Genomic DNA, 638 nt, shown 5'->3' on the forward strand with positions numbered 1-638 from the left:
TTCAACCAATGGGTTGTGTTTCAAACACAACACCAGACGAAGCTGGTCAGGCTTTTAAAGGTTATTATTACAATGCAGAAGGTAATTTAATAAACCTCACAACGGAAGATACGGGTATTTATATACAAGCATTCACTCAGGTCCCTGTTGAAGCTAGTAACGATGTTGTGTCTGACTTGGTTGGCAAAATAACTTCATCTTTGGGTAATACGTATCCGCTTTTAACGTCAGATGTTACGAACGGTCTTTACACTGATAAGGCCCATTGGGCTGGTAGAGACTTTTTTAGTTGGGCTTTCGCTAAAGAGTTCACATCAGCGGAATATGTTCATGCAGTTCACTTGGAATTGAATATTTTAGATTCCGCTACAAGTATTCACCCTGCATCTACTACCCAAGTTCGTTATAAGGTGTATAAAACAGCTCAAACAGCGTCAATTAATAACTTTGAACAAGTACAGCCTTTTATCAATGAGGTAGTGCCAGTCTCATTCCCGCTTGATCACAATGATGTATTTCTATCATGCAAATTCATGGCAGAGCCGGGTTTTAAATATTTCTTTGTTATTGAAGGTTTAGATAGTCAGGGTGCCTTTACTGCATTAGGTGTAAGTAACTCACCTTCTCTTGGTCTAGGC

General features: G+C 39.3%; 1 protein-coding gene. It reads left to right on the plus strand.

The features are described 5' to 3' along the window. Window positions 1-638 (plus strand): hypothetical protein (locus C2M25_RS10245; RefSeq protein WP_158679700.1); only part of this gene is annotated, 638 nt, incomplete at both ends.

Origin of the sequence: Pseudoalteromonas sp. T1lg21 (genome assembly GCF_002964625.1) — a bacterium.
Lineage (GTDB): Bacteria > Pseudomonadota > Gammaproteobacteria > Enterobacterales > Alteromonadaceae > Pseudoalteromonas > Pseudoalteromonas gelatinilytica.